Annotated in this window: 16 protein-coding genes and 1 tRNA gene; 9 read left to right on the plus strand and 8 right to left on the minus strand. The window is 57.5% G+C overall.

Annotated elements, in window-relative coordinates; genetic code table 11:
• Complete coding sequence (locus WEB54_RS09895) at positions 1 to 1,134, minus strand: C4-dicarboxylate TRAP transporter substrate-binding protein (RefSeq protein WP_368055332.1); 1,134 nt, start codon at positions 1,132 to 1,134, stop codon at positions 1 to 3.
• Positions 1,135 to 1,502: 368 nt separating this feature from the next.
• On the opposite strand from WEB54_RS09895, the gene WEB54_RS09900 reads away from it, so the two are divergent.
• The 7 genes from WEB54_RS09900 (at position 1,503) to WEB54_RS09930 (ending at position 10,332) form a co-directional block, all read left to right on the plus strand.
• Entirely contained in the window at positions 1,503 to 2,261 is a 759-nt protein-coding gene (locus WEB54_RS09900; protein WP_368055334.1) for a crotonase/enoyl-CoA hydratase family protein, read from the plus strand.
• A gap of 2 nt (positions 2,262 to 2,263) precedes the next feature.
• A complete protein-coding gene (locus WEB54_RS09905) occupies positions 2,264 to 3,523 on the plus strand; it encodes an acetyl-CoA C-acyltransferase (protein WP_368055336.1) in 1,260 nt (419 codons plus the stop codon).
• Between the two features lie 9 nt (positions 3,524 to 3,532).
• Positions 3,533 to 4,300, plus strand: a complete 768-nt coding sequence (locus WEB54_RS09910) for a 3-hydroxyacyl-CoA dehydrogenase (RefSeq protein WP_368055338.1) — start codon at positions 3,533 to 3,535, stop codon at positions 4,298 to 4,300.
• Between the two features lie 4 nt (positions 4,301 to 4,304).
• Positions 4,305 to 6,068: an acyl-CoA dehydrogenase gene (locus WEB54_RS09915; RefSeq protein ID WP_368055340.1), complete on the plus strand. Its 1,764-nt coding sequence runs from the start codon at positions 4,305 to 4,307 to the stop codon at positions 6,066 to 6,068.
• 415 nt (positions 6,069 to 6,483) lie between these two features.
• A complete protein-coding gene (locus WEB54_RS09920) occupies positions 6,484 to 8,328 on the plus strand; it encodes a feruloyl-CoA synthase (protein WP_368055341.1) in 1,845 nt (614 codons plus the stop codon).
• 10 nt (positions 8,329 to 8,338) lie between these two features.
• The gene (locus WEB54_RS09925) at positions 8,339 to 8,755 is read left to right on the plus strand and encodes an acyl-CoA thioesterase (RefSeq protein WP_368055343.1); all 417 of its coding nucleotides are present in this window, start codon (positions 8,339 to 8,341) and stop codon (positions 8,753 to 8,755) included.
• A 233-nt stretch (positions 8,756 to 8,988) separates the two neighbouring features.
• On the plus strand, positions 8,989 to 10,332 hold the full coding sequence (locus WEB54_RS09930; RefSeq protein WP_368055344.1) for a DEAD/DEAH box helicase: 1,344 nt from the start codon (positions 8,989 to 8,991) through the stop codon (positions 10,330 to 10,332).
• Positions 10,333 to 10,590: 258 nt separating this feature from the next.
• On the opposite strand, the gene WEB54_RS09935 is transcribed toward WEB54_RS09930, so the two are convergent.
• The 3 genes from WEB54_RS09935 to gcvH all read right to left on the minus strand — a co-directional run bounded on the left by WEB54_RS09935 (position 10,591) and on the right by gcvH (position 15,308).
• The gene (locus WEB54_RS09935) at positions 10,591 to 11,604 is read right to left on the minus strand and encodes a diguanylate cyclase (protein ID WP_368055346.1); all 1,014 of its coding nucleotides are present in this window, start codon (positions 11,602 to 11,604) and stop codon (positions 10,591 to 10,593) included.
• A 187-nt stretch (positions 11,605 to 11,791) separates the two neighbouring features.
• On the minus strand, positions 11,792 to 14,671 hold the full coding sequence (gcvP, locus tag WEB54_RS09940; protein WP_368055348.1) for an aminomethyl-transferring glycine dehydrogenase: 2,880 nt from the start codon (positions 14,669 to 14,671) through the stop codon (positions 11,792 to 11,794).
• 241 nt (positions 14,672 to 14,912) lie between these two features.
• Complete coding sequence (gene gcvH / locus WEB54_RS09945; RefSeq protein WP_368054253.1) at positions 14,913 to 15,308, minus strand: glycine cleavage system protein GcvH; 396 nt, start codon at positions 15,306 to 15,308, stop codon at positions 14,913 to 14,915.
• A gap of 338 nt (positions 15,309 to 15,646) precedes the next feature.
• On the opposite strand from gcvH, the gene WEB54_RS09950 reads away from it, so the two are divergent.
• Together WEB54_RS09950 and gcvT are read left to right on the plus strand one after the other, a co-directional pair.
• Complete coding sequence (locus tag WEB54_RS09950; protein WP_368054255.1) at positions 15,647 to 16,240, plus strand: helix-turn-helix domain-containing protein; 594 nt, start codon at positions 15,647 to 15,649, stop codon at positions 16,238 to 16,240.
• 298 nt (positions 16,241 to 16,538) lie between these two features.
• Entirely contained in the window at positions 16,539 to 17,666 is a 1,128-nt protein-coding gene (gene gcvT / locus WEB54_RS09955) for a glycine cleavage system aminomethyltransferase GcvT (protein ID WP_368055350.1), read from the plus strand.
• A gap of 4 nt (positions 17,667 to 17,670) precedes the next feature.
• On the opposite strand, the gene WEB54_RS09960 is transcribed toward gcvT, so the two are convergent.
• The 4 genes from WEB54_RS09960 to WEB54_RS09975 all read right to left on the minus strand — a co-directional run bounded on the left by WEB54_RS09960 (position 17,671) and on the right by WEB54_RS09975 (position 21,026).
• Positions 17,671 to 18,411 (minus strand): substrate-binding periplasmic protein, encoded by a 741-nt coding sequence (locus tag WEB54_RS09960; RefSeq protein ID WP_368055352.1) that lies wholly within the window; start codon positions 18,409 to 18,411, stop codon positions 17,671 to 17,673.
• Positions 18,412 to 18,714: 303 nt separating this feature from the next.
• The gene (locus WEB54_RS09965) at positions 18,715 to 19,626 is read right to left on the minus strand and encodes a pseudouridine-5'-phosphate glycosidase (protein WP_368054701.1); all 912 of its coding nucleotides are present in this window, start codon (positions 19,624 to 19,626) and stop codon (positions 18,715 to 18,717) included.
• The gene (locus WEB54_RS09970; protein ID WP_368054703.1) at positions 19,623 to 20,699 is read right to left on the minus strand and encodes a PfkB family carbohydrate kinase; all 1,077 of its coding nucleotides are present in this window, start codon (positions 20,697 to 20,699) and stop codon (positions 19,623 to 19,625) included. The genes WEB54_RS09965 and WEB54_RS09970 overlap by 4 nt, the downstream gene beginning before the upstream one ends.
• A 242-nt stretch (positions 20,700 to 20,941) precedes the next feature.
• Positions 20,942 to 21,026, minus strand: a tRNA-Leu gene (locus WEB54_RS09975).
• Positions 21,027 to 21,204 lie beyond the last annotated feature (178 nt).

A 21,204-nucleotide genomic window follows, 5' to 3' on the forward strand; every position in this document is an offset into this window, starting at 1 on the left:
TTACTGAACACCATAGGTAGAAAAGTCGACCTTGGCCCAGACTTCCTCGTTCACCCGTTCAGCAATGGCCTCGGGGTCGTCATCGAGTTCTGTGGCAATCTCGGTCCATTTATCGACCAGCGTCGTGAACTGCTCCAGCTTGGCTTCCACGTTTTCCAGACCATACCGCGATTCAGCATCGGCAACGACCTGAGCCATGTCGTCTTCAACAAAGGTGGCGGTTGCGTCTAGCAATGCCTGGCTGGGTTCAACAAACTCGATGCCTTCATTGCGCGCCAGTGCCTCGGCTTCAGCGGGCATTTCGTGAGCCCAGCGCTGGGTAGCCAGTGCGCTAGACAGGCTGGATGATTCAGCCAGCATCTTGCGGTCTGCTTCGCTCAGACGTGCCCAGCTGTTGCGGCCAAAGGCGTGCGAAATGGTGGAGTGGTAGGTGCCCAGGCGAATGGTGGTGATGTGTGTGATGACATCGTCCAGCCGGAAGGAGATCAGATCCGCCGAGGAAGCGATGGTGCCATCCAGAATGCCCTGGGAGATGGCTTCAAAGGTTTCGCCGACCGAGGTGTTTGATGGTGACGCACCCATGGTGCTTGCCCAGCGAGCGTATTGGGGGTTGCCGGCACGCAAGCGCAAACCCTGTAAGTCGTCAATGTCGCTGACCGGTTCGGTCGTCAGTAACTGATACAGGTCTGAAGCGTGGCTGCTGGTGTAGACAATGCCCAGGTTTTTCAGGTTGTCCTGGCAGTCGGCGCAATTGACGATGTAGTCGGTCATCGCAGCGCCCATGGCCTGGGAGTTGGTGCCCTGAAACGAGAGGTCACCGACCAGGTTGATTTCCGGCAAATCCGATGGGAAATAAGCAGGCAGGAACATACCCGCATCGGCCAGGCCGCTGGTAACGGCAGTACGCATGTTGCCCAGATTGGCGACTTCCGTGCCCAGAATGGTGCTGTTCATCCGGTTGCCGGTTTTATCGGCGAGTTGTTCCTGGAAGCTGGTAAACAGCGGCGTATGTCCTGGGTGGGCAGGCGGCGTGCCCGGAGCCAGGCGCATATTTTCGGCGTGGACGGCCTGGGCGGCAAAGGCGAGTGTTGCTGCGCTCAGGGTCAGGGTGGCGAGAAATCGAGTCTTACGCATCTCTATAACCTCTTTTGTGTCTTGTTGTATTGGTTAGTGGTGCCGGTGTTCAGTCGGCGCGGTCAGGCGCCGGGTAAGATCTGTGTTGTTTATGTCATATATTGTTGTGCTTATCAACATAAATTGGATAAATACTGACGACAGCCATACTGAATAAGAGGTAGTGTAAGCCGCATGGAGTCTGGGTATAGCCTTTATATAGAGCGTTTTGTTCCAAACCAGTGGCGGCTTATCGCTAAAAATGATTAAAAATAAATTGTTTACAAATACAACAATTAATCGGTAGTCTTCGCTTAACGAATTCATGGGCGGCATCTGGATAGTGGTCTTTCTATCGGGCGCCGCCAACCCGAACAGGATGGGTTGCTATGACCGACACCGCACTGGTATCAATGGACGTAAACGATGGTATCGCCCATGTTTGCCTTAATCGTCCCGCGAAACACAATGCCATTAACGATGCTTTGCTGCTCGAACTGGAAGCACTGTTCAACCCGTTGGACGCGTCCATTCGCGTGGTGATTCTGACCGGGTCTGGCGACAACTTCTGTGCCGGTCTGGATCTGGCCGAACATCAGGCCCGGGAGCCGTTTGAAGTAGTGCGTCACTCCCAGATGTGGCACCGGGTGTTTGGCAAAATGACCAACGCGGGCATCCCTATCGTTGCCGTGCTTAAAGGCGCCGTGATTGGCGGCGGGCTTGAGCTGGCGTCGACCGCTCATGTCCGCATTGCAGAAGATTCCACCTTCTTTCGGTTGCCCGAAGGCCGGCACGGCATCTTCGTTGGCGGCGGTGCCTCGGTGCGAGTGGCCAACGTTATTGGTGCGGGCCGGATGACGGAAATGATGCTGACCGGTCGAACCCTGAATGCCGATGAAGGTGAGCGGTTGGGTCTGGCGCATTACCGGGTTGGCTCGGGTGAAGGCGAGGCCAAAGCCCGCGAGCTGGCCGCCAGCATCGCGCAGAACTCACCGTTGTCGAACTGGGCCATGGTCAGCGCCATGAGCCGCATCGACAGCATGTCGATGGACGACGGTCTCTTTACCGAATCGCTGGTCGCCGGCATGACCCAGACCAGCCCCGAGGTTCAGGCCCGCATAGGCCAATTTCTGAACAGGAAGAAATGATCATGAGCACTACTTATCAGGCTTCCGAGCGCGATGCGCTCTTGTCCCAATACGACGATATCTATCTGGTAGACGGAAGGCGTACGCCGTTTGCCGACTACTGCGGCGTACTGCGTGAAGTGTCTCCAATTGATCTTGGCATTTACGCAGCCCGCGCCACTTTCGAACACAGCGGCATTCCCGCCAGTGACGTTGATGCTGTGATTGCGGGCAGCGTGGCCCAGGCTAGCTTTGATGCCTTCATGCTGCCGCGCCACATCGGTTTGTACTCCGGTGTAAAACAAACCGCCCCTTCGCTGCTGGTGCACCGACTGTGCGCCACCGGCTTCGAAGCCATTCTGACCGCTGCCGACCAGATCAAACTCGGCAAGGCGAAACTGGTGCTCTGTGCCGGTGCCGAGTCGATGTCCCGCAACCCGGTGGCGTCTTATACCCAGCGTGCTGGCTTCAAACTGGGCCAGGTAGAGTTCGGTGATTTCCTCTGGGAAGCGATGATCGACACCGCCCCGGATATGGCCATGGGCCACACCGCCGAAGAGCTGGCCAAACGCTACGACATCAGCCGGGCTGAGGTCGATGACTATGCAGCGCGCAGTTTTGCCGCCGCCATCGATGCCTGGGACCGGGGTTTTTACAACGACGAAGTGGTCTCGGTCACCAACACCGACTTCCCGCTGGAAGGCTATAAAAACCGGGGTCTCAAGCTGTCGGATCGCGCCGCCAGTTTCGATCGGGACGGTCACGTTCGGTCGAGCCCGCTGGAGATTCTGAACAAGCTGCGCCCGGCTTTCGGCGGCGTGCAAACCGGGGGTAACTCCTCAGCCATTGTCGATGGCGCTGCCGCTGTGCTGGTTGCCTCGGGTGAATACGTGCGAGCTCACGGGCTGAAACCACTGGCGCGCATTGTCGGTGGCTCAGTAGTCGGTGTGCCGCCAGAAATCATGGGCATCGGCCCGGCACCGGCGATCAGCAGCGTGCTGGCCAATCAGAAAATGAAACTGGCCGACATTGGCCGTATCGAAATCAACGAAGCCTTTGGCGCCCAGTATATTGCTGTTGAGCGTGAGCTCGGGCTCGACCGCGATAAGGTAAACGTGAATGGCGGCGCCATCGCCATCGGTCACCCGCTGGGCGTCACCGGCGTGCGCCTCACTCACACCGTTGCGCGTCAATTGAAAGAAAGCGGTGAACAGTTTGGCATTTCCTCGGCCTGTGCCGGGGGTGGGCAGGGCATCAGCGTGCTGCTGGAAAATGCGGGTTAAGGGGGCGTTATGAAACTGTCTGAACTCAACGCTCTGGTTACTGGCGCCAGTTCCGGGCTCGGTGAAGCGGTGGCGCGGCATTTAGTCGCCGCCGGTGCCCGGGTTACCCTGGCCGATGTAAACGATGAAGCCGGTCAAAAACTGGCCGCCGAGCTTGGCGACAACGCTGTCTTTGCGCATACCGACATCACCGATGAAACCCAAGTTAGCGCCTCCCTGGCCGCGCTTCAGGAGCGCTGGGGTCCACTCAATGCGCTGATTAATTGCGCAGGCATTCCTGGTGCCGAGCGCGTGCTTGGGCGTAAGGGCGTGCACCGCCTGGACACGTTTTCGCGAGCCATTCAGGTCAACCTGATCGGTACCTTCAATATGATCCGCCTGGCCGCCGAGGCGATGCAACACTCACCGCCGAACGAAGGTCTGGAGCAGGGCGTTATCATCAATACCGCCTCGGTCGCTGCCTACGATGGCCAGATTGGTCAGGCAGCCTACGCCGCATCCAAAGGTGGCATCGTCAGCATGACGCTGCCACTGGCACGGGAATTGTCGGCCTTCGGCATTCGGGTAATGACCATAGCGCCCGGGCTGTTTAAAACACCGATGATGTCGGTATTGCCCGAAGAAGTGCAGCAATCACTCGGCGATTCCGTGCCCTTTCCGGCCCGCCTGGGTGAGCCTGAAGAATTTGCCGCGCTCGCCGCTCATATTCTGGAAAACCCCATGCTCAACGGCGAAGTCATTCGCCTCGATGGCGCGTTGCGCATGGCGGCGAGGTAACCGCATGACTGCCTATCGTGTGCCGGTAGAAGACATCCGTTTCGGGCTGCAGCATTTAATCGGTCGTGACCGGTTGAACCGGTTGCCCGCCTGCGAAGCGCTCGACGATGAACTGATGAGCGCCGTTATCGAAGAAGCGGCCCGCTTCGCCGAGCAGGTTCTGGCGCCGTTGAATGCAACCGGTGATCAGCAAGGCTGTCGTCTCGACCAGGGCAAAGTGACAACTCCGGATGGCTGGGCAGAGGCCTACGCGCAATTCCGGGAAGCAGGGTGGACAGGCCTGTGTTTGCCGGAATCCCTGGGTGGCCAGGCGTTGCCCAAGGTATTGGCCATGGCCGTCACAGAAGGCTGGCAAAGTGCGAACCTGGCGTTCAGCCTGGTGCAACCACTGACCGAAGGTGCTGTCGAAGCCTTACTGGCCAGTGGTGATACGAACTTGATCGAACAGTACGGAGCACACCTGGTCAGCGGCGACTGGACCGCCACCATGGCGCTGACTGAACCCGCGGCCGGGTCAGACCTCGGGCTGATGAAAACCCGGGCCACAGCCGATGAGCGGGGCGGCTACCGTTTGCAGGGCGACAAGCAATTTATCACCTACGGTGATCACGATTTTACAGAACGCAAACTGCATCTGGTGCTGGCACGATTGCCCGATGCACCGGCAGGCAGCAAAGGCATTTCCCTGTTTGCCGTGCCCAGTCACGTTGAAACGCAAGACGGTCAATTGCAACCCAATGACGTGGCCTGCACCGGCATCGAACACAAACTCGGCCTGCACGGTAGCCCAACCTGTTCGTTGCAACTGGGTGGCAACCAGGGCGCCTGGGGCCAATTAGTCGGCGAACCGAATCGTGGCCTGTCGGTCATGTTCGTAATGATGAACGAAGCCCGGTTAAGCGTTGGCTTGCAAGGCGTAGCTGTAGCTGAACGAGCCTACCAGGCGGCACTCGCCTGGGCGCAAGAACGTCAGCAGGGCCGCCACGTAGAAACCGGCAAGAGCCCAGTAGCCCTCGTCGAACACCCGGACATCCAACGTCTGCTACTCGGTATGCGCAGCTGCCTGTTTGCGGCGCGAATGCTGGGCCTGCACCTCGGCCACAAAGTTGATTGCGCACGAGAAAAACATCACCCCGAGTCGCAGCAAGCACAACAGGAACTCGATTTACTCACACCAATATTCAAGGCACACGTTACCGAAATGGCAAACCGCTTAACCGGCGATGCCATTCAAATATTCGGCGGCATGGGGTTCATCGAAGAAACCGGCGTCGCTCAGTTTTATCGCGACCTGCGCATCAGCACTATTTACGAAGGCACCACCGGCATCCAGGCGCAAGACTTTCTGTTCAGAAAACTCCAGCGCGACAATGGCGAAATATTTTACGACTGGCTGAACCGTATAAAAACCGACCTTCAGCCACTCAGCGAACATCCGGAATGTTCAACAGACTGGGCACTGCTAACCCGAAAAATAGATGCACTGCACAACACCGCCCGCGACCTGCTCGAACACCAGGCCAGCAACGCCACCCTAATGCACGCAGCGTCAGTAGCTCTATTGGAAGCCACCGGCATTCTGGCTCTCGGCTGGCAATTGGCCTTGTCAGTGCTGGCCGCCGAAAACGACACAGTATCGCCCAAAGAACGAAACAACATCCAGGCCTTACTGGCGTTCTACTGCGCGCACCATTTGCCAGAAATACGAGTGCATCTGGACCGGGTTCAAAATGCGGACCGTGGCATTGGCCAGTACCAGTTCGGGTGAGTTTTTTGCCAGGAGTTCGTGCCAGCAGCCGGGTATACCTATCCGGGGTCGGCGTGAATCCATCCATGGAGCCTAGTCCGCAGCATCCTTGCTGCGGACTACCCCGGATAGGTACACCCGGCAGCTTGCTCTTAGTTTGGTGGCGACGCTTAACCTGAAAATGAAAAAATAGTTTTAAGATTTTTAAAGTTTAGGTTGGCAATTAACACAGGGTTGCAGGGGCGTTTCACGCAGTAGCGGGCAGGACGCCCGCGTGCCGTTTGGCGGCACAGGGATGTGCCTCCAAAACGGCACGGAGTGAAGCGGGCCTGCAACCCGAACGATTGCCACCGCATAAAATTCAACGTTAACCACAGTAACAACCCACGCTCGCAACAAAAAGAGAGCCGGGTGACTAAAATAAAAAGGTGAGGAAATGGCAACAGGTTACCGCGATATTGAAATCGGTCAGGCGACCGCTCGATTGACGAAGCGTTCCGACGGCACTCAGTTGCTGGAAACCGAAGAGCAGCTACCGGCCTACCCCGATACGTTAATCGAACGGTTGGATCACTGGGCCAGCGTTGCGACAGACCGGGTGTTTGTGGCTGAGCGCAACAGCGAAGGTGAATGGGAACCGGTCAGTTATGGTGAAACGCTGCAACGGGTTCGGTCACTGGCGCAGGCGCTGTTGGATATGGGGCTGACGCCCGAACGACCTCTTGCGATTTTGAGTGGCAACAGTACCGAGCATTTATTGCTGGCTTTGGCAGCGATGTATGTGGGCATACCCTATGCGCCCTTGTCACCGGCTTATTGTCTGATCAGTAAAGACTTTGGCAAGGCCAAATACATCTGTGAACTGCTCACGCCCGGAGCCTATTTTGTCGACAACGCCAGCGATTATGGCGACGCTCTCAATGCCATCGCAGCAGATGATGCCCAGGTGATTGCGTTGGATACCACCGGTTACACTGGCACTTCACAACCGTTCAGCAGTCTGGTGTCGACACCGGTTACTGATGCAGTCGACCAGGCGCATGCCGCATTAACGCCCGATACCATTGCCAAGTTTCTGTTTACCTCCGGTTCAACCGGCATGCCCAAAGGCGTTATCAACACCAACCGGATGCTGGCATCGAACCAGGAGATGCTTGCCGCAGTTATGCCCTTTCTGAAAAAAGAGCCGCCGGTATTGCTCGACTGGTTGCCCTGGAACCATACCTTCGGTGGCAACCACAACGTGGGCATTGTGTTGTACAACGGCGGTACCTTGTACATCGACGATGGCAAGCCGACGCCTGCCTTGTTTGAGCGCACAATCCATAACCTCCAGGAAATTTCGCCGACGGTTTACTTCAACGTACCCAAAGGGTTTGAACTACTGGCCGACCGGCTGGAGCAAGACAATGCGTTACGCGAACGCTTCTTCCGGGACCTGAATCTGATGTTCTTTGCCGGTGCCGGGCTTTCCCAGCACGTCTGGGACAAGCTGGACAACCTGGCCATTAAAACCATCGGCGCCAAAATTGGAATGTTGACCGGATTGGGGGCAACTGAAACCGCTCCGTCGGCGATGTTTGCCTCGCTGGAAGAATCGCAATCCGGTGTGATCGGTCTACCGGCTTTGGGGGTTGCGGTAAAGCTGGTACCCAATGGCGGCAAGCTTGAATGCCGGGTCAAAGGTCCGAATGTCATGCCGGGATATTGGCGCCAGCCGGATGTGACCGCCAAGGTGTTTGATGAAGAAGGCTTCTATTGTCTGGGCGATGCCGCCAAATTCATCGACCCGGAAAACCCGCAGCGCGGCATGAAATTCGATGGCCGCATCTCGGAAGACTTCAAACTCAACACCGGCACCTGGGTCAGTGTCGGGCCGTTGCGCGCGCGAATTATTGACGCCGGTGCGCCTGTGGTTCAGGACGTCGTTATCGCCGGGCTCGATCGGGCTTTTGTTTCCGCATTGGTGTTCCCCGAGCGGGAGCAGTGTCGTCTTCTGGCTGGTTTGGATGCAGACGCCGAGATCGACGACGTGGTGAAACACCCCGTTGTCATTGAACGCTTCAAGCAATTGCTGCGTGACCTGAAGGCCAGCAGCACGGGCAGTTCGAACCGCGTTGAACGTTTGGTGTTACTCACGGAACTGCCGCGTCTCGATGCTCATGAAATTACCGACAAAGGCTCGATTAATCAGCGCGCCGTGCTGGAAAACCGCGCCAAAGTGGTTGACGAGATATACCAGTCAATCCCGTCCGCCGCTGTCATGACACTCACCGACTAAGGATCATCCCATGCTCATCAACCGACATACACAAACCATTGAGTGGGGTGATTGCGATCCGGCCGGCATCGTTTTTTACCCCCGTTATTTTGCGTACTTCGATGCCTGTACCGGCAAGCTGTTTGCCAAAGCCGGCTTTCCAAAATTCGACATGCTCAAGCAGTTCGACATGGTCGGTATACCCATGGTCGATACCCGTTCGAAGTTTTATATCCCGTCCCATTTTGGCGAAGAGGTGGTGATTGAATCGACCGTTACCGAATTTCGGCGCAGCAGTTTCGATGTGCACCACAGTATTTTGAAAGGCGATGCCCTGGCTGTAGAGGGTTTCGAAACCCGGGTCTGGGTTGGGCGTGACCCGGACGATGCCGATAAGATCAAATCCCAGGCCATTCCCCGTGAAGTAATTGAAGCGTTTAACCGCTGAGCTCTGAGAGGTTTTGGATGAAGTGCGGAAAACCTGTATAGAACCCCAGCCCGTGGGACGGCGCAGCCGTTTGGCCGACGTTACGATCTCGGCTGGTTGATTCGCCCCCAACCATGGCGTTGTAACGCCGCTTCCTGTAAGCTGCACCGCCGCTCAAAAACGGGCGTCGCGACCTGCCTGTTAAAAGGATGGGTCACCCATCTTTGCTTTTCAAAATAGAGAATCTCCGAACTATGAGCTTTGCCTCTCTCGGCCTGTCATTGCCACTGCAGAAAGCAGTGGCCGACCAAGGCTATGATACACCGTCACCCATTCAGGCCCAGGCTATACCCGCCGTACTATCAGGCCGTGATGTGATGGCCGCTGCCCAAACCGGCACCGGCAAAACCGCAGGCTTTACCCTGCCCTTGTTGCAACGCCTTGCTGACGGCGAACGTGCCCGCAGCAACAGCACCCGCGCACTGATTTTGACCCCAACCCGGGAACTGGCCGCCCAGATCCAGGAAAGCGTCGTTACTTACGGCCGCCACCTGAACCTGAGCTCAACCGTTGTCTTCGGTGGCGTTAAAATTAACCCGCAAATGATGGCCCTGCGCAAAGGCGCCGACATCCTGGTGGCCACACCGGGTCGTCTGCTCGATTTGTTTAACCAGCGTGCGGTTAACTTCAAGCAACTCGAAGTACTGGTGCTGGACGAAGCCGACCGCATGCTCGACATGGGCTTCATCAACGACATCAAGAAAATTCTGGCCGTGCTGCCCAAAGAGCGCCAGAACCTGTTGTTTTCAGCTACCTTTTCACCGGATATTCGCACCCTGGCCAAAGGCCTGGTGAACGACCCGGTTGAAATCTCCGTCACGCCGCGCAACACCACGGCCGCCACGGTGACTCAGTTGGTGCACACCGTCGATAAAAAGCGCAAGCCCGCCCTGCTGGCCAAGCTGATTCACGACGGCAGCTGGCAGCAGGCGCTGGTGTTCACCCGCACCAAGCACGGCGCCAACAAACTGACCGAGTTTCTGGAAAAGAACGACATTCGCGCTGCTGCCATTCACGGCAACAAGAGCCAGGGTGCCCGTACCAAGGCACTGGCCAACTTCAAGGCCGGTAAAGTCAGTATTCTGGTTGCGACCGACATCGCCGCCCGGGGTTTGGACATCGACCAGCTGCCGCAGGTGGTGAATTTCGATCTGCCCAACATCGCCGAAGACTACGTGCACCGCATTGGCCGTACCGGTCGTGCCGGTGCATCGGGCAAGGCGATTTCCCTGGTCAGTGCCGATGAAGCGGACTTTCTGGCCGGCATCGAAAAGCTGACCAGCCAGCGCATCGAACGCACCGAAATTGAGGGCTTCGAGCCCGATCAGCGAGTACCGGAAGGTCGCCCCAGCAGCAAACGTCCGGCCAGCAGTTCACGGCCAAGTCGTCCGCAATCGTCACGCAATGGCAGTGGCAACAGCCAGGGCCGTTCGTCCGGTGACCGCAACGATCGCCGTTCAGACACCCCTGCCAACAAGCCGACCGTGCGTCGCAAGCCAAGACCCTCTCGCCCCCGCAGTTCTTCTGCTACAGCCTGATGACGGCACCAGTTACAGAGCGACTCAGGCCGCTCTGTAACCAGCAAGTGCTGTGAAATAACCTTCTTCTACAAAACCTTCATGAAACCACCTGCATTTTGGCCGGATTCATGTCTGCTAGAGCGGAATTCAGGATGTAGTAATAGAAATGGAAGCGGGTGCAGAAGAGGTTGATGTGGGCACCCGGAATGTGAACCGGGCCGCTGAGGTCACAATAAAAATTCAAACCGGTTCCAGCTGTCGTAATGGAGTGATGTGTCAGTCGCTATACACGACCCGGTTTCGTCCGGCGTCCTTGGCCTTGAATAAAGCCCGGTCCGCTCGGGCGAACACTTTGTCGAACATGACCTGGGTGGATTCATGATGCGGGTGCGGACGCATTTGGGCGACACCGAAGCTGGCACAGATGGTCAGTTCGGTTTTTCGCCAGGTAATGCGATGTTCCTGCAGTTTCTGGCGCAGAGTTTCTGCCAGTGTGCAGGCTGTCGGGCCGTTTGCAGCGACCCAGAGTGCAAATTCCTCGCCCCCAAATCTCGACAGGGTGGCGTTCTCCGGCAGAACAGTGCGTAAGGTGTTGGCGATGTTTCTGAGCACCGCATCGCCAGCTTGATGACCCAGGGTGTCGTTGATGCGTTTAAAATCGTCCAAGTCGATAATGATCAGCGAGCCCAGCGTTGGTGATTTCTGTAACGATTGCTTAATGCGCCGAATCAGCGCACGGCGGTTGTACAGGCCAGTCAGATAGTCGTGATTAACTTCCCATTCCAGCCGTTCGCGCAATATGCCATTTGTGATCAGCGTTGCGGCGATTTCAAGCGCAGCGATCACGCTGTTGGAATATTCGCGCGGTGCATCACAATCATCAAAGCCCAGAATGCCCCACCAGCAACCCTCGACAGTGATGGGTATCGTCAGCATGGAGTGGATACCTTGCAGTTCGAACTCGTGTTGTAAGTAGGGGCCGAGATTCGTGCGCTGATGAAAGAGTATCTCACCGTTCAGGCGAGCCTGATAAAATTCACGAGTGTCGTCGTTAGCGATAGCGACTCTCTTGTGGTTGAAGCGGGGATCGTTGATGTTTGAATATTCGGGAGCGGACGACCATTCGTAAATGAAGTTAGTCACATAATGATCTGGCCCCTGATCAACCACTTCAAACACCCAGGCCCGGTTGGTCTGGGTGGCTGCGCCCAGGGCAGCCAGAAAGTCGGCAATGCCCTTGCGCCATCCGCCGGGACGCATCAGATGGCGCGACGCTCGGGACACGGCCATAAAAAGCTCTGTTGAGTTCGGATTTGGCTTCTCCGGTATAACCCGGGGTGCATCTACTGAGTCTGACATCACATTACAGCTAGCAGTGGTTCCCGGTTAATGTAGCACTCTGCTGCCCGGGGTGCAGTATGCCTGCACAGACTCTTACCGGCGGCACCGGATGGGCCGCCATGGTGGAGAGGTCAAGTTAGCGATCCCGGTAGGTGTCGGTACCCGGGCAGCTGCACATAAAGTTGCGGTCGCCGTGTACGTTGTCGACCCGGTTTACCGCGGGCCAAAACTTGGCCGCGCGGGTGGCGGCGGTCGGGAATACCGCCTGTTCACGGCTGTAGGGCCGGTCCCAGTCGCCGATCAGGTCTTGCTGGGTGTGAGGCGCGTGGCGCAGCGGGCTCTGTTCATCGCTGCACTGTCCGCTCTTCACCTGCTCGATCTCGGCACGAATGCCTTTCATGGCCTCGATAAAACGATCCAGTTCAGCCTGGGACTCCGACTCAGTCGGCTCGATCATCAGCGTGCCCGGTACCGGGAAGCTCATGGTCGGGGCGTGAAAGCCATAGTCCATCAGGCGCTTGGCGATGTCTTCCTCGGTGATGCCGGTGTCGGCTTTCAGCGGACGAATGTCGAGAATGCATTCGTGGGCTACCCGGCCATTGCGACCCCGGTACAGCACCGGGTAATCGTCTTTCAGGCATTCGGCGATGTAGTTGGCGTTCAAAATGGCGATTTCCGACGACTGGCGCAGCCCTTCATGCCCCAGCATGCGGTTGTACATCCAGGTAATGGGCAGAATGCCCGCTGAACCATAAGGCGCGGCCGAAACAGCGCCGTTGCCTTTGGTTTCAACGTGGCCCGGCAGGTAGGGTGCCAGATGGGCTTTTACCCCAATCGGCCCCATGCCCGGGCCACCACCGCCGTGCGGAATCGCGAAGGTCTTGTGCAGGTTCAGGTGCGACACGTCGGAGCCAATAAAGCCCGGCTGTGTCAGGCCGACCTGGGCATTCAGGTTGGCACCATCGAGATACACCTGGCCGCCGAACTCATGAACGATGTCACACAGTTCCCGCACCCCTTCCTCATACACGCCGTGGGTGGACGGATAGGTAATCATGCAGGCCGAAAGCCTGTCGCCCGCGGCTTCGGCCTTGGCACGCAAATCAGCCAGGTCGACGTTACCTTCATCGTCACAATTCACGATCACCACGTCCATGCTCATCATCGCCGCCGACGCCGGGTTAGTGCCGTGGGCCGAAGCGGGAATCAGGCAGACGGTGCGCTGACCTTCGCCAATGGCCTGCTGATAGCGGCGAATGGCCAGCAACCCCGCGTATTCACCCTGGGCACCCGAGTTGGGTTGCAGCGAAATGGCATCGTAACCGGTGATCTCCGCCAGATCCCGTTCCAGATCCGCCAGCAAGCGGGCATAGCCCTGTGCCTGTTCAACCGGGGCAAAAGGATGCAGATTGGCAAATTCCGGCCAGGTGACCGGAATCATCTCGGCGGTGGCGTTCAGTTTCATGGTGCAGGAACCCAGCGGGATCATGCCGTGCACCAGGGAGTAATCTTTGTTTTCCAGCGAGCGGATGTACCGCAGCATCTCGGTTTCGCTGTGGTAGCGGTTGAACACCGGGTGGCTCAGCACCGCATCGGTTCGGCGCTGGGCCGGGTCGATACCAATTGTGTTATCGGTCAGCAACTGGGCATCCAGCTCAGCGATGGTTAGACCATGGTCGTCGCCCAGCAGAATGCTGAACAGATCCAGCACATCAGCTTCGGTGGTGGTCTCATCCAGACTGATACCGATACGGCCATCGCGGAAGTCGCGCAGGTTGACCAATTGGCGATGCGCGCGGTCGTGTACGCTGGCATCGAAGCCACTGAGAGTCAGGGTATCGAAGAAACGGTTTGGCACCCCGATGCCGCTCTTCTGCAAGCCCAGCGCCAGAATCGCCGTCAGGCGGTGCACCCGCTCGGCGATGGTCTTCAGACCCTCAGGGCCGTGGTAAACGGCATAGAATGCTGCCAAATTCGCCAGCAGGGCCTGGGCGGTACAGATGTTCGACGTCGCCTTTTCGCGGCGAATATGCTGCTCCCGGGTCTGCATCGCCATGCGCAGGGCAGTGTTACCGCGTGAATCGACCGAAACCCCGATAATACGACCGGGTACCTGGCGTTTCAGGTCTTCGCGGGCAGCAAAGAAAGCGGCGTGCGGGCCACCATAACCCATCGGCACGCCAAAGCGCTGGGCCGAGCCAAGCACGATGTCGGCACCGAGTTCACCCGGTGATTTCAACAGCATCAGTGCCAGCAGGTCGCTGGCGACGGCGACCATAGCGCCCTGAGCCTTGGCGCTGGTAATCAAACTGCCCAAATCAGCAATCTGACCATCGGTACCGGGGTACTGAAACAGGGCGCCGAACGGTTTGTGTTCGCTGATGCGTTCAGCGGGCGCAACCACCAATTCAAACCCGAAATGCTCGGCCCGGGTTTCCAGAACGGCCAGGGTCTGCGGGTGCACATCGTCAGCGACAAAGAAAACATTGCTTTTGTTACGGCGGTTAGCGCGCTGGCACAACGCCATCGCCTCGGCGGCGGCAGTGGCTTCATCGAGCAGAGAGGCGTTGGCCAAATCCAGCCCGGTCAGATCCATGATGATCTGCTGGAAATTCAGCAGGGATTCGAGCCGGCCCTGGGAGATTTCCGGTTGATACGGCGTATAGGCGGTGTACCAGGCCGGGTTCTCCAGAACGTTGCGCACAATCACGGCCGGCAGTTGGGTGTTGTAATACCCTTGGCCAATGTAAGAGCGAAACACCTGATTCTGACTGGCGATCTGCTTCAATTCAGCCAGTGCCTCAACTTCACTCAAACCCGGCTCGACCGCCAGCGGGCGTTGCAGCCTAATGGCACCTGGGACTGTCTGGTCGATCAGTTCACTGACGTTAGCCAGGCCCAAAGTGGAAAGCATGGAAGCCTGTTCAGCCACATCCGGTCCGATATGGCGCTGGGTAAAGCTGGCACCGACCAGTTGGGCGAGGGGTTTACGGGTAAGTGGCAGCTTGGCGTTCATGAGGGTGCCTCGGGGTAAGAGAGTGGAACTGACAGTAAAAAAAGGTTCTGTCGACTTAAGGTTCTGACTTTGTAATCAACTGAGTGTCAGGTGCCGGGTATGCCGATCCGGGGAAGTCCGCAACATGGATGTTGCGGTCTAGGCCCCATGGATGGGTTAACGCCGACCCCGGAGCGGCATACCCGGTGCCTGACACGGACCTCAGGCACCAAGGCACACCCGGCCTCCAAACCGGACGCTGCTAAGCGTCCGTTGAAGTAATATTTGCCTGGTACTGATCTGCAGTCAGCAGGGCGTCCAGTTCGGTATCGGCGGCGGGCGTCAGGGTGAAGATCCAGCCATCGGTATAACAGGCTTCATTGATGGTTTCGGGCGCGTCTTCGAGGTTGTCATTGACGCTGGTGACGGTGCCTGAAATGGGGCTATAGATGTCACTGGCGGCCTTGACTGATTCGATGACCGCACACTCGCCACCGGCACTTAATTCCTGGCCGACTTCTGGCAATTCAACAAACACCACGTCACCGAGCTGAGTTTGGGCATGGTCGGTGATGCCAACGGTGACGGTGCCATCGCCGTTGTCGCGCACCCATTCGTGGCTTTTCGCGTATCTCAGTTCGGTCGGAATGGCGGTCATCGACGTGTCCTCGAAAGTTGATCTTAAAGTCAGGTTTGGCAAGCCCGGAAACACAAAACCGGCGCGGGCGCCGGTTTTGACAGGTAACCCGGATGCAGCGGTCAGGTTGCCAGTATTCGTTAACAGAAAGGGTAGCAATGGCCTTTCATGATGACAACAAATATTTCTTATAGGAAACAAAGGCGGATCATCAGAGAACGAGCGTTCCCTGCCTGTGGTGCCTGTGCGATACTCAGTGCCTTACCAGTGATCACCCACCGTTACAGCGAGCCCGGCGACGCATGTCAGACGAACCGCATTTCCTGAAGCAGGCCGCCGAAGAAGGCGAGACCAAAGCCATGCGCATTGCCCGCAAGAGCGCTACAGAAGCCACGCTGGAGCCATTACAGCTGGGCCAGCGTGTCCGCGCTATACGACTGAGCCAGAACCTGACTCTCGAAGAAGCCAGCAAACGCACCGGGCTGGCCCGCTCCACGCTGTCGAAAATTGAGAACGAGCAGATCTCACCGACCTTCAGCGCCGTGAACAAGCTGGTCCACGGGCTGGGCATCGATATTCCCCAATTGTTCGCCCAGCCACGCACTGGTGCAAGCGCCGGCGGCCGCCGCGACATCACCCGCAAGGGCGAAGGCAAGCCCCACCCAACCCCCACCTACGAACACGAGCTGCTCGCCACCCAACTCACCCAGAAGAAAATGGTGCCATTCCGCACCCGGGTCCATACCCGTACCTTCGACGAGTTCGGCGAGTGGATCCGCCATGACGGCGAAGAATTCCTCTACGTCCTCTCAGGCTCGATCCTCTTCTACACCGAATTCTACGAGCCAGTCACCCTAAACGAGGGCGATTCCGCCTACTACGACTGCACCATGGGCCACGCCCTGGTCTCCACCAGCGACCAGGATGCCGAGGTGCTGTGGGTGACGGCTTAGCTGGGAGGCTTCTTTAAGGTCGGTTGAATTGAAGCCGAGGGCAGAAGTCGCTTTGGCCACCGGGTACTGGCTTGGCGGGTCGCTGCAAGTACATCCATGTAAGCTCGGCGGTCCCCATCCATGGGGACCGACGCCCCGCCAACCCAGTACCCGGCACCCAAAGCTGGTCTGCGTGGTTGAATGGGACTCCTGCTTTCTCGTGTTTCCTATTGGAAACACGGTGGTGTTGTTGCATTATGCGGTTCACTCTACTTTTCTGAATGGGCTTCCGGGCTGCTTAACCGCCAATAGGTGATCTATGACTGATAGCACAGATTCTTTGAAAACTACGCCGCTGACTGACCTTCATGTTGAGATGGGCGCGCGCATGGTGCCGTTTGCGGGTTACTCGATGCCGGTTCAGTATCCGCTGGGGGTTAAGCAGGAGCATTTGCATACGCGGTCTGCTGCGGGGCTGTTTGATGTCTCGCACATGGGGCAGCTGAAGCTGCATGGTGAGCAGGCGGCGGCTGAGCTCGAAAAACTGGTGCCGGTCGACATTATTGACTTGCCGGTGGGTAAGCAGCGTTATGCGATTTTTACCAGCGAGACCGGTGGCATTCTGGATGACCTGATGGTTACCCGGTATGAGGACTGCCTGTACCTGGTGGTGAATGCGGCCTGTAAAGAAGCCGATATCGCCCATTTGGAAGCGCACTTAAGCAACGGCGTTACGCTGGAACGGCTCGACGACCGGGCGCTGGTCGCGCTGCAAGGCCCGAAGGCGGTGGACGTGTTGGCGCGGTATGAACCGGCCGTCGCCAGAATGGTGTTTATGGACAACTGGCAACTAACGCTCGATGGCGCCGACTGCTATGTCTCGCGCAGCGGCTATACCGGTGAAGACGGCTATGAAATCTCCATTCCGGCAACCGATACCGACCGCCTGATTCGGCGCTTTCTGGCTGAGCCTGAGGTCGAGCTGATCGGTCTGGGCGCGCGGGATTCACTGCGCCTGGAAAGTGGCTTGTGCTTGTACGGTCACGACATTGATACCACCACGACACCACTGGAAGGCAGCCTGATCTGGGCAATTTCCAAACCGCGCCGCGCCGATGGTGAACGCCCGGGCGGGTTTGTGGGTGCAGAAGTGATTCTGGGGCAGATAGCCAACAAAGACTGGCAGCGCAAGCGGGTTGGCCTGGTCGGTACTGGCCGGGCGCCGGTGCGTGAAGGAACGGAGCTGTTTAACGCCGAAGGCGATCGCATTGGTGTGGTTACCAGCGGAACCTTTGGGCCGAGCGCCGAGCTGTCGATAGCGATGGGCTACGTCGAGACCGCTTACAGCGCGCTGGAGACCGAGGTATTTGCCGAAGTGCGGGGCAAGCGGCTGCCGATGACGGTCAGCCGCATGCCTTTTGTCGAGCAGCGTTATTACCGGGGCTGATCCGTTAATCGAAGGCGATTTCGCCCTCGGCAATCAGGCTATCGTACGCCGTGTTCAGGGCGTTGATGACGCGTGGATCGGTCTCCGGGTTCATGGCCAGGTAGAGGCCAACAGTGCGTATGCGGAAGGCTTCCTCGACATCAGGGTAGCCGCTTTCTGCAGCGATTTTGAAGCCATTGATATCTGACGTGATCCATACATCAATCAGGTCGTTGGCCAGGCGCTGTGCGTTGAGCGATTCGTTTGGCAGCGTCGAGACTTGATAACCCTGTCCCTGTAGAAAGGTCGTCGCAGCATCGCCTTCATAGCCGCCAATGCGCAGCCCGTTCAAATCGCTCAGGCTATCGATGTTCAGATTATGGCCTTCTTTCGCCAGCAGTATCCAGTTATACTGGCCGACCGGGCCCACCCATTCAAACAGCGCTTCCCTTGAGTCAGTACGACCCGTCGAATACACGCCGTAATTGGGTCGTTCCACGGCCCGCTCATAGGAAACCGACCAGGTACGCAGCCTCAGTTTGAAGTCGATGTTGGCTTCATTGAACAACTTCTCGACGATTTCGGTGGCAGTGCCACCTATGTCTTCGATGTCGTGTTCATAGGCAGCGCCTTCCAGGCTGTAATTGAACGTACCGTAGTTTTCGGTGTAGAGATTGATGCGTGGCAAGTCTTCAGCGAACAGCGATGCGGGCATCGTGCAGGCGAACAGCAACACAAATCGGCGAACAATGGGGTGGGTCTGCATTGAAACGTTAACCTTTTCTGTTTATTTGAGTTAACGACATCCCTTCCGCAAGAGCACATTCCGCTCCCTGGACTCCATTAAATGCTAACCAGTACGGCAGTGCACTTTATTGGAGTAACTACGAAGCCAAAGACTCCATCGTATAAATATTGCATTGATCTCAGCAATAAACTAGCCAGCCGCGCAGCGTTGTGCAACCGCTAATCGGGATATGCAGGAAGTTTGATAGGAATTGACAAAAAAGCCCCCGGTTTAATGGACCGGAGGCTCTGTAAGGAAGTGCGATTGCTGAAACCAGATCGGTCAGGCGATCAGTTCACGCGCGATGCCAGCCGCCAGCCGGGCGTTGTTGAACACCAGTTGGATGTTGCTGGCCAGGCTGTCGCCGCCGGTCAGCTCCGCAACCCGGGCCAGCAGGAAGGGTGTCGATTCCTTGCCGCTGATGCCCTGGTCGACCGACTCAGCCAGTGCCTGGTCGATAGCGGCCTGAATCTTGGCCGGGTCCATGGCGTGAGCTTCGGGAATTGGGTTGGCGATCACCACGCCACCGGTCAGATTCATACCCCATTTGGCTTTCAAAAAGGCGGCGATATCGGTGTCGCTGTCGAGGCGGTAATCGACGCTGTGTTCACTGGTGCGGGTATAAAAAGCGGGCAGCGAATCTGTCTGGTAACCGAGTATCGGCACGCCCTGGGTTTCCAGATACTCACGAGTCAGGCCCAGATCGAGAATCGATTTGGCGCCGGCACAGACCACGGCCACAGACGTATGTGCCAGTTCCTGTAAGTCGGCCGAGATGTCGAAACTCTGCTGGGCACCTCGATGCACGCCGCCGATCCCGCCGGTTGCAAAGACACGAATACCGGCCATGTCGGCAATGATCATGGTAGCGGCGACAGTGGTCGCACCATGCTGACCCTGAGCAACCACAAAAGGCAGATCGCGGCGGGAGCATTTGGCGACTGACTGACCGGCCTTGGCCAGGGTGTCGATTTCATCACCGGTCAGCCCCGCTTTCAGGCGACCATTGATGATGGCAATAGTGGCGGGTACTGCGCCAGCATCGCGAATAATCTGTTCCACTTCCTTGGCGGTAGTAGCGTTATCCGGCCAGGGCATGCCGTGAGAGATGATGGTGCTTTCCAGCGCGACGACCGGCTGGCCTTTAGCCAGAGCGTCCGCCACTTCAGGTTTGATGTCCAGATATGTGTTCATCGGTCGAGTATCCATTGATTAACAGTTGTTTCGGTAAGGTGCGGGTGGTTGGCACCGCTAGATTCCAGCGTCAGCCCGGCACAGCCGAGGCTGAAGGCTGCTTTGTGAGAGAGCTCCCAGTGCGCACGGTCGGCATGAATCAGCCCGGCGACAAGTGCATCGCCCGCACCGGTGTCGCTGGCGATGTGGGCCGGGTAAATACCCTGGCGGTGCTGGTGCTGGTCGGTGCAAAGCATCAGGCCATCCCGACCCAGACTCAGAGCTACGGTTTCAACCCCCCGGGCCAGCAATTGACTGGCCAGTATTTCCGGCTCGATATCGGTTTCACCCAAAAGAGAGCCCGCCTCGGAGCAGTTAACCTTCAAAACGGTAAGATGCGGCAGCAGAGGTTTCAGGCGAGGTGCCTTGGCGGTGGAGACCGCATCGGCATAGAGCGTGCCTTTCAGCGGCAGCGTTGCCAGCCAGTCCAGCGTCGCCTCGGGAACATTGGCTTCAACCACCACGGCATCGGCCGCCACCAGTGTAGAGCGCATCGGCGCCAGTATTTCCGGCGTCAGCGCTTCGGCAATGCCCATATCAGCCAGGGCGCCGATTAGCTGACCCTTGTGATCGTTCATCGCCAGATACGTGCTGGTCGGCAGGCTGGGGTGGCGCAACAGGCCATCGGTTCGAATGCCAGCGGCAGCAATGCGCTGGTGCAGCCAGTCGCCGTTATTGTCGTTGCCGAGCAGGGTGATTAACGTCACGTCGTGACCCAGATGCGCCAGATTTTCGGCAATGTTGCGGCCAACGCCACCGGCGCTTTGCGACAGGCTACCCGGGTTGGAATCACCAGACCGATACGTTGCGTGACAGCGACCGGTCAAATCCACATTGGCACCTCCCAGCACCACAATCCGATCCTGATCGGGCAGCAAATAACCCTTACCCAGAATCACGCCCTGACGCGTCAGCCGCATGATATGCCCGGCCACAGATTCGCGGCTAAGTCCCAACTGATCAGCCAGCTGCTGTTGGGTAGCCATGGGCGTGGCGCGGATGGCGGCCAGAAGTTGTAGTTCGATTTCGGTCATTTTCAGCCTGATTAACAAATGTTAATTAAATAACAAGTGTGAATTGTGCCTTTGTGTCGGGGGTGATTGCAAGGGTTGGTTTTGTAGGAGGCCACTCTGTGGGCGACAGAAAGTATCCGGGCTGGTGATTAAAACGATTGCCAGTGATGAGGGGCGGAGGCTCAGACAACAAGAAAAGCCTAGCGATGCCAGGGTAGGTAAGCATTGAGTGATGACTGAAAAAGGGAGTATCTAACTTTGAATGGTGCGGACGGAGAGACTCGAACTCTCACACCTTACGGCACCAGAACCTAAATCTGGCGTGTCTACCAATTCCACCACGTCCGCAAACTGACCGGGTTGTCTCAGTCAGGGAGCGGCATGGTAATGAATTCGACACAGGCGCGCAATAGCGCTGAGTCGTTTTACGAACAGGCATTAACTCGAATTAGGGAATTCTCTGGAAAGACAAGCGCCGGGTGCCGGGTGTGTCTCTGTGGGGAAGTCCGCAGCAGGGATGCTGCGG

Source organism: Saccharospirillum sp. (assembly GCF_040881935.1).
In the GTDB taxonomy this organism is placed as follows: Bacteria; Pseudomonadota; Gammaproteobacteria; order Pseudomonadales; family Natronospirillaceae; genus Saccharospirillum.

Excerpts from the sequence above, each read along its gene's own strand:
- WEB54_RS09895 (WP_368055332.1), bottom strand. The coding sequence starts at position 1,134 with ATGCGTAAGACTCGATTTCTCGCCACCCTGACCCTGAGCGCAGCAACA.
- WEB54_RS09900 (WP_368055334.1), top strand. The coding sequence starts at position 1,503 with ATGACCGACACCGCACTGGTATCAATGGACGTAAACGATGGTATCGCC.
- WEB54_RS09905 (WP_368055336.1), top strand. The coding sequence starts at position 2,264 with ATGAGCACTACTTATCAGGCTTCCGAGCGCGATGCGCTCTTGTCCCAA.
- WEB54_RS09910 (WP_368055338.1), top strand. The coding sequence starts at position 3,533 with ATGAAACTGTCTGAACTCAACGCTCTGGTTACTGGCGCCAGTTCCGGG.
- WEB54_RS09915 (WP_368055340.1), top strand. The coding sequence starts at position 4,305 with ATGACTGCCTATCGTGTGCCGGTAGAAGACATCCGTTTCGGGCTGCAG.
- WEB54_RS09920 (WP_368055341.1), top strand. The coding sequence starts at position 6,484 with ATGGCAACAGGTTACCGCGATATTGAAATCGGTCAGGCGACCGCTCGA.
- WEB54_RS09925 (WP_368055343.1), top strand. The coding sequence starts at position 8,339 with ATGCTCATCAACCGACATACACAAACCATTGAGTGGGGTGATTGCGAT.
- WEB54_RS09930 (WP_368055344.1), top strand. The coding sequence starts at position 8,989 with ATGAGCTTTGCCTCTCTCGGCCTGTCATTGCCACTGCAGAAAGCAGTG.
- WEB54_RS09935 (WP_368055346.1), bottom strand. The coding sequence starts at position 11,604 with ATGGCCGTGTCCCGAGCGTCGCGCCATCTGATGCGTCCCGGCGGATGG.
- gcvP (WP_368055348.1), bottom strand. The coding sequence starts at position 14,671 with ATGAACGCCAAGCTGCCACTTACCCGTAAACCCCTCGCCCAACTGGTC.
- gcvH (WP_368054253.1), bottom strand. The coding sequence starts at position 15,308 with ATGACCGCCATTCCGACCGAACTGAGATACGCGAAAAGCCACGAATGG.
- WEB54_RS09950 (WP_368054255.1), top strand. The coding sequence starts at position 15,647 with ATGCGCATTGCCCGCAAGAGCGCTACAGAAGCCACGCTGGAGCCATTA.
- gcvT (WP_368055350.1), top strand. The coding sequence starts at position 16,539 with ATGACTGATAGCACAGATTCTTTGAAAACTACGCCGCTGACTGACCTT.
- WEB54_RS09960 (WP_368055352.1), bottom strand. The coding sequence starts at position 18,411 with ATGCAGACCCACCCCATTGTTCGCCGATTTGTGTTGCTGTTCGCCTGC.
- WEB54_RS09965 (WP_368054701.1), bottom strand. The coding sequence starts at position 19,626 with ATGAACACATATCTGGACATCAAACCTGAAGTGGCGGACGCTCTGGCT.
- WEB54_RS09970 (WP_368054703.1), bottom strand. The coding sequence starts at position 20,699 with ATGACCGAAATCGAACTACAACTTCTGGCCGCCATCCGCGCCACGCCC.